The sequence below is a fragment of the Dyella sp. 01N36 genome, assembly GCF_056399745.1.
Genome location: NZ_JBFTRY010000198.1, coordinates 1 through 6,053, shown reverse-complemented (window position 1 = coordinate 6,053; position 6,053 = coordinate 1). Strand labels below are relative to the sequence as shown.

At 64.8% G+C, this 6,053-nt stretch carries 6 protein-coding genes and 1 riboswitch; of the genes, 5 read left to right on the top strand and 1 reads right to left on the bottom strand.

Annotated elements, in window-relative coordinates:
• Positions 1–146: 146 nt before the first annotated feature.
• Positions 147–1,415: a multidrug effflux MFS transporter gene (locus AC1DMG_RS18870; RefSeq protein WP_477176318.1), complete on the bottom strand. Its 1,269-nt coding sequence runs from the start codon at positions 1,413–1,415 to the stop codon at positions 147–149.
• Positions 1,416–1,505: 90 nt separating this feature from the next.
• Positions 1,506–1,587, top strand: a riboswitch (Fluoride riboswitch).
• 73 nt (positions 1,588–1,660) lie between these two features.
• Here AC1DMG_RS18870 and crcB point away from each other — a divergent pair.
• The 5 genes from crcB to parC form a co-directional block, all read left to right on the top strand.
• The gene (gene crcB / locus AC1DMG_RS18865; protein WP_441605083.1) at positions 1,661–2,044 is read left to right on the top strand and encodes a fluoride efflux transporter CrcB; all 384 of its coding nucleotides are present in this window, start codon (positions 1,661–1,663) and stop codon (positions 2,042–2,044) included.
• Between the two features lie 8 nt (positions 2,045–2,052).
• A complete protein-coding gene (locus tag AC1DMG_RS18860; protein ID WP_441605082.1) occupies positions 2,053–2,397 on the top strand; it encodes a DUF190 domain-containing protein in 345 nt (114 codons plus the stop codon).
• Positions 2,398–2,447: 50 nt separating this feature from the next.
• Positions 2,448–3,566, top strand: a complete 1,119-nt coding sequence (gene cfa, locus AC1DMG_RS18855) for a cyclopropane fatty acyl phospholipid synthase (protein WP_477176317.1) — start codon at positions 2,448–2,450, stop codon at positions 3,564–3,566.
• A 106-nt stretch (positions 3,567–3,672) separates the two neighbouring features.
• Positions 3,673–4,548, top strand: a complete 876-nt coding sequence (locus AC1DMG_RS18850) for a TraB/GumN family protein (RefSeq protein WP_477176316.1) — start codon at positions 3,673–3,675, stop codon at positions 4,546–4,548.
• 240 nt (positions 4,549–4,788) lie between these two features.
• Positions 4,789–6,053: DNA topoisomerase IV subunit A (gene parC / locus AC1DMG_RS18845; RefSeq protein ID WP_477180894.1), on the top strand; the 1,265-nt coding region annotated here is incomplete at its 3' end.

Below are 6,053 nucleotides of genomic sequence, written 5' to 3'. Positions count from 1 at the left end.
GCTGTACACCGCGTTCTACGGCGTAGACGGCCCGCGCCCCGAAGATGCGATGAAGGGCAAGCTCAATTTGCTGCTGGAAAAGCTGCAGGTCAACGAACATTGAGCAGGCAGGCGCGGGCTCGGGCCCGCGCCGCGTCTCCCGCCGGTTATCGCGGCTCGGTGATTTCCGTCTGCATCTCCACCTCGACCTCGGCTGCGCTGGTATGCGGCACGTGCGGCTGACTGGTCAGATGCCGGTACCAGCGCCAGGCAAGCCAGCCGGTAACGGTCAGCGCGCTGGCACCCAGCGCCAGATACACCATATGGCCCGATAGCAGCGGCGACAGCACGCCGGCGACCACCGCGCACATCAGCAGGCTGCCGAACGCCTGCACCGATGAAGCGCCGCCACGTCGATGCGGAAAGCGGTCCAGCAATAACAGCGTGAGCGTGGGAAACGCCAGCTGCACGCCGATGCCATGCAAGACCAGCGGCAGCATCGACCAGGGCAATACCGGCTCGGTGGTGACCAGCGCAATCAACAGATGCAGCGCGCACGCGAGCAACATCGAGCCGTAGCCGAGGTTGACCGTATACGCCGCGCTGCGGCGATGGGCGAGGCGTCCTGACATCCATGCGCCGGCCATCAGGCCCGCCACCGTCGGCAGGAACAGCCACGGGAAACCCTGCGCGGACAGATGCAGCAGGTCGCGAATGATGTGCGGCGCCGAGGATATGTACAAAAACAAACCGGCAAAATTCACCGAACAGGAAATCAGCAGCGGCCAGAACGGCCGGTCTTTGCCGAAATTGATGTAGCCACGCACCAGCGTGCCCGCGCGAAACGGCATGCGCGCCGCGACGGGATGAGTTTCATCGAGAAACAGCGCCAAAGCCGCCGCCAACACCAGGGTGAATCCCATCAGCACCCAGAAGATGCCGTGCCAGCCGTTGAGGAACAGCAACTGCGCGCCCACGATCGGCGCGATCACCGGGGCGATGCTGAAGATCATCATCACGCGCGACATCATCTGCTGCGCCGCCGGCCCTTCCAGGCTGTCGCGCACGATCGCGCGGCCCACCACCAGGCCGGCACCGGCACACGCGCCCTGCAGCGCACGACAGCTAAGCAGCATCACGTAGGAGGTCGACACCGCAGCGCCCGCGGAGGCCAGCGCATACACCAGCATGCCGACGACGATCACCGGCTTGCGCCCGATCGCATCGGAGATCGCGCCATGAAACAGGCTCATCACGGCATAGGTGATCAGGTACATGCTGATCATCTGCTGCAAGCCGGTGCTGTCCACGCCAAAGCGCGCGCCGATCAGCGGAAACGCCGGGAAGACGGCGTCGATCGAAAACGGGCCGATCATCGACAAGCCCGCCAGCAGCAACGGCAGGCTGCGCCGGACAGGGCGCGGGATGGGGGTCATGGGCGTGGCATGCTGGCGAGGAGCGATGAGTATAGCGGTGCCCTCTGCGCGGCTGAGCCATGACGTTCGAGGGATCATGGGCTAGGATAAATGGCACAGGGAGATGGCATGCCTCCCGCCCAGGCCATGTGCCGCGGCGAACCACCTTCGGGTTGATGATGCCTGCACCGCCGGATTTTCCGGGGCGCAGGCGCGTGCCTGTTTCCGGGGAGTCCTTCCGAAGTTCTTCAGAAGGAGACGACAACGTGGGCTTTACCGGTTTTCTCGCCGTCGGCGTGGGAGGCGTGCTGGGTTGCTGGCTGCGCTGGATGCTCGGCGTCATGTTCAACCCGCTGTTCCCCACCGTGCCGCTCGGCACCCTGGCCGCCAACCTGGTCGGCGGCCTGCTGATGGGTGTGGTGCTGGGCGTGTTCGATCACTTCCAGACCCTGCCGCCCGAACTTCGCCTGTTCGTCGCCACCGGCTTCCTGGGTGGACTGACCACGTTTTCCACCTTCTCGGCCGAATCGACCACCCTGCTGCTGCGTGAGCAATACCTCTGGTTCGGTGGCCATCTGGCCCTGCACCTGGTCGGCTCGATCGCACTGACCGTGGCAGGTATCGCCATCACCCGCGCTGTATTGCGCTAGGAGGCCCCATGGAAACGACACAACAAGGCGTCCAGCTCAGTTTTTATACCCACACGCGGGCGCGCCACGACGGCAAACTGGTCTATGAGTGGTTGCTCGAGCACGCCCGCAGCCACGGCGTCGGCGGCGGTTCGGCGTTTCGCGCCATCTGCGGCTTCGGCAGGCACGGCGTGTTGCGCGAAGAACAGTTCTTCGAACTGACCGACGATCTCGCCATCAAAGTGGAATTCCTGCTCAGCGAGGCGCAATCGCAGGCGCTGCTGCAAACGGTTCGCGAAAGCGGYGTCGACGCAGTCTTTGCAATTGCTCCTGCAAGCTTTGGGATACTAGGCAGGACGCCGCACTCCCGCTGATCAGGCKGCGCCATCCTGCCCTTCTCGTCACCATGGCATACGAGGACCGCATGAGTCAGGATTCATTGAAGGTTCGCGCCGCCAGGTTGCTCGAACACGCCGGCATTCTTCTCGATGGTTCGCGCCCTACCGACATGCGGGTGCACGACGAACGGCTCTACGCACGCGTGTTTTCGCACGGATCGCTGGGCCTTGGCGAAAGCTATATGGACGGCTGGTGGGACAGCGAAGACCTGCCCGGCCTGTTCACCCGGGTACTCGGCGCGCAGCTGGACACCGAGCTGAAGTCGCTGGACACGCTGCTCGCGCATCTCAAGGCGCGTTTCGTCAACCTGCAGCGCGGCGACCATGCGTTCGATATTGGCCGCGTGCATTACGACCTGGGCAACGATTTGTTCCAGGCCATGCTCGGCAAGCGACTGGTGTATTCGTGCGGCTACTGGGCGCAGGCGAACAATCTCGATGATGCGCAGGAAGCCAAGCTCGACCTGATCTGCCGCAAGCTGCGCCTGCAACCCGGGCAGCGCGTGCTGGACATCGGCTGCGGCTGGGGCGAGGCGCTGAAATATGCGGCGGAACGCTACGGCGTACAGGGCGTGGGCGTCACCGTTTCCAAGGAACAGGCGGCATACGCGCGTGAGCTGTGCAAAGGCCTGCCGATCGATATCCGCCTGCAGGATTATCGCGAGATCAACGAACCGTTCGACGCGGTCTTTTCGATCGGCATGTTTGARCACGTGGGCGCGCTCAACTACCGCACCTATTTCGAGATCGCGCGACGCTGCCTGCACGACGACGGCCTGTTCGTGCTGCATTCCATCGGCAGCAACGGTTCGCCCAGCCGGCCGGACCCGTGGATCGAGAAATACATCTTCCCCAACTCGATGATCCCCGCCGCCAGCCAGGTGACCGAGGCGCTGCAGAATCTGTTCGTGGTGGAGGACTGGCACAACTTCGGCACCGACTACGACCTCACGTTGTCGGCGTGGCGGGCCAACTTCGATGCGGCGTGGCCGCAGCTGGCCGCCAACTACGACGATCGCTTCCGCCGCATGTGGCGCTTCTACCTGTCCGTCTCGGCCGCCGTGTTCCGCAGCCGCCGCGACCAGCTGTGGCAGCTCACCCTCAGCCCGCACGGCGTGCCTGGCGGATACCGTGTGCCGCGCTGAGAATGCTTGCAGCAAGCCACTTCGAGCACGATAGTGCGCATATCAGCGGGCCGGATGGTCATGGCCCGCTACGACACGTGGTCCGCTCCTGATTCGGGATTTCCCCTTGAAACTGTTTCGTCGATACGCGGCCGCCCTGGCCCTCAACCTGTTGCTCGTCACGGTCGCGGTGGCCCAGCCCGGCCTTTGGATGGCCAAGAACGAGCGCGCCACCGTCTACCTGTTCGGCACGGTGCACCTGCTGCCCTCGGACACCAACTGGCAGTCGCCCGCCTTGGACAAGGCATTGGACGAGAGCCAGCGCCTGAGCATCGAGATCGTCGACGACGATTCGGCCTCCATGCAGGCCCTGCTGATGCAGCACGGCGTCGACCTGAGCGAGCCGCTGTCCAGCAAGCTCGACCAGAAGGATCGGGGCGAACTCGAGAAGGCCGCCGAGGTGGCGAAGCTGCCCGGTGGGATCGCCGCGCTACAGCCCATGCGCCCCTGGCTGGCGGCGCTTACGCTCACGATGGCGCCGCTGATGCAGGCCGGGCTCGACGCGAACCAGGGCGTGGACAAGCTGCTCAAGGCGCGCATGCAGCAGGCCGGCAAACCCGTCGATGGGCTGGAAACGGCGGAAAAGCAGATCCGCATGCTGGCCGACCTGCCCGAGGCGATGCAGCTGGAATTCCTGCGCCAGTCCTTCAAGGACGTAGCCGACGGCCCGGGCAAGCTGCACGAGCTGATCGATGCCTGGCGCAATGGCGACACCGCCGCCATCGCCAGGATCGAGGACGAAGACCTGCGCAAGGACAGCCCGACGCTCTACCAGACGCTGATCGTCGAGCGTAACCAGGCCTGGGCCAAGACCATTGCCGAGCGCATGCAGCAGCCGGGGGTGAGTTTTGTGGCCGTGGGTGCCGGCCACCTGGCAGGGCCTGACAGCTTGCAGGAGCAGTTGCGCAAGCTGGGTGTGAAGACCACCCGTATCCAGAACTAAAAGCAGGCCCAGACCGCCTCTCCTGTGGGAGCGCACCCTGTGCGCGACTGCCACGCCCCACCCATCCTCAATGGTCGGCTTTCGCGCCCCAACCGCCCGGCTTCACCGCTCCGCCGCCTGTCGCGCACAGGGTGCGCTCCCACAGGGCTGGCGCCATCACCCCTCGCCGGCCGGTCCCCCTTTCTGGCACCATCGTCCGGTTAAGCGCGCCCTCTGCGCGCAGCCCAACGACGCAAACCCATGAATTTGCAAGCCAATTTCGAACAGATCCCGCTCAAGGAATACGCCGAGCGGGCTTACCTCGACTATTCCATGTACGTGGTGCTGGACCGCGCCCTGCCCTTCGTGGGCGACGGCCTCAAGCCGGTGCAGCGCCGCATCGTCTATGCCATGAGCGAGCTCGGCCTGGCCGCCTCCTCCAAGCCCAAGAAGTCGGCCCGCACCATCGGCGACGTGATCGGCAAGTTCCATCCGCACGGCGACACCTCGTGCTACGAGGCGATGGTGCTGATGGCGCAGCCGTTCTCGTACCGCTACCCGCTGGTGGACGGTCAGGGCAACTTCGGCTCGCCGGACGATCCGAAAAGCTTCGCCGCGATGCGCTACACCGAGTCGCGCTTGAGCCCGATCGCCGAGGCCCTGCTGGGCGAACTCGGCCAGGGCACGGTGGACTGGGTGCCCAACTTCGACGGCACGCTGGAAGAACCCAGCTGGCTGCCCTCGCGCGTGCCGCATGTGCTGCTCAACGGATCGATGGGCATCGCCGTGGGCATGGCCACCGATATTCCGCCGCACAACCTGCGCGAAGTGGTCAGCGCATGCATCCGCCTGCTGGATGACCCGGACGCCACCGTCGCCGACCTGTGCGAACACATCCAGGGTCCGGACTATCCGACCGAAGCGGAAATCATCACGCCGCGCAACGAGCTGCTGGCGATGTACCAGAACGGTGTCGGCTCGGTACGCGCCCGCGCCGTGTACCACATGGACGAGGGCAACATCGTCATCACCGCGCTGCCGCATCAGGTGAGCCCGTCCAAGATCCTCGAGCAGATCGCCGCGCAGATGCGCGCGAAGAAGCTGCCGATGGTCGAAGACCTGCGCGACGAATCCGATCATGAGAACCCGATCCGCCTGGTGGTGGTGCCGCGCTCCAACCGCATCGACGCCGCCGAGGTGATGCAGCACCTGTTCGCCACCACGGACATGGAGAAGAGCTTCCGCATCAACCTCAACATGATCGGCCTGGACGGCCGTCCGCAGGTGAAGGATCTCAAGCGGATCCTCAGCGAGTGGCTGCATTTCCGCACCGATACGGTGACCCGCCGCCTCAACCATCGCCTGGCCAAGGTGGAGCGTCGCCTGCACCTGTTGGAAGGTTTGCGCATCGCCTACCTCAACCTGGACGAAGTGATCCGCATCGTCCGCACCGAGGACGAGCCCAAGCCCGTGCTGATGGCGCGCTTCGGCCTCAGCGACGAACAGACTGACTACATCCTCGAGAC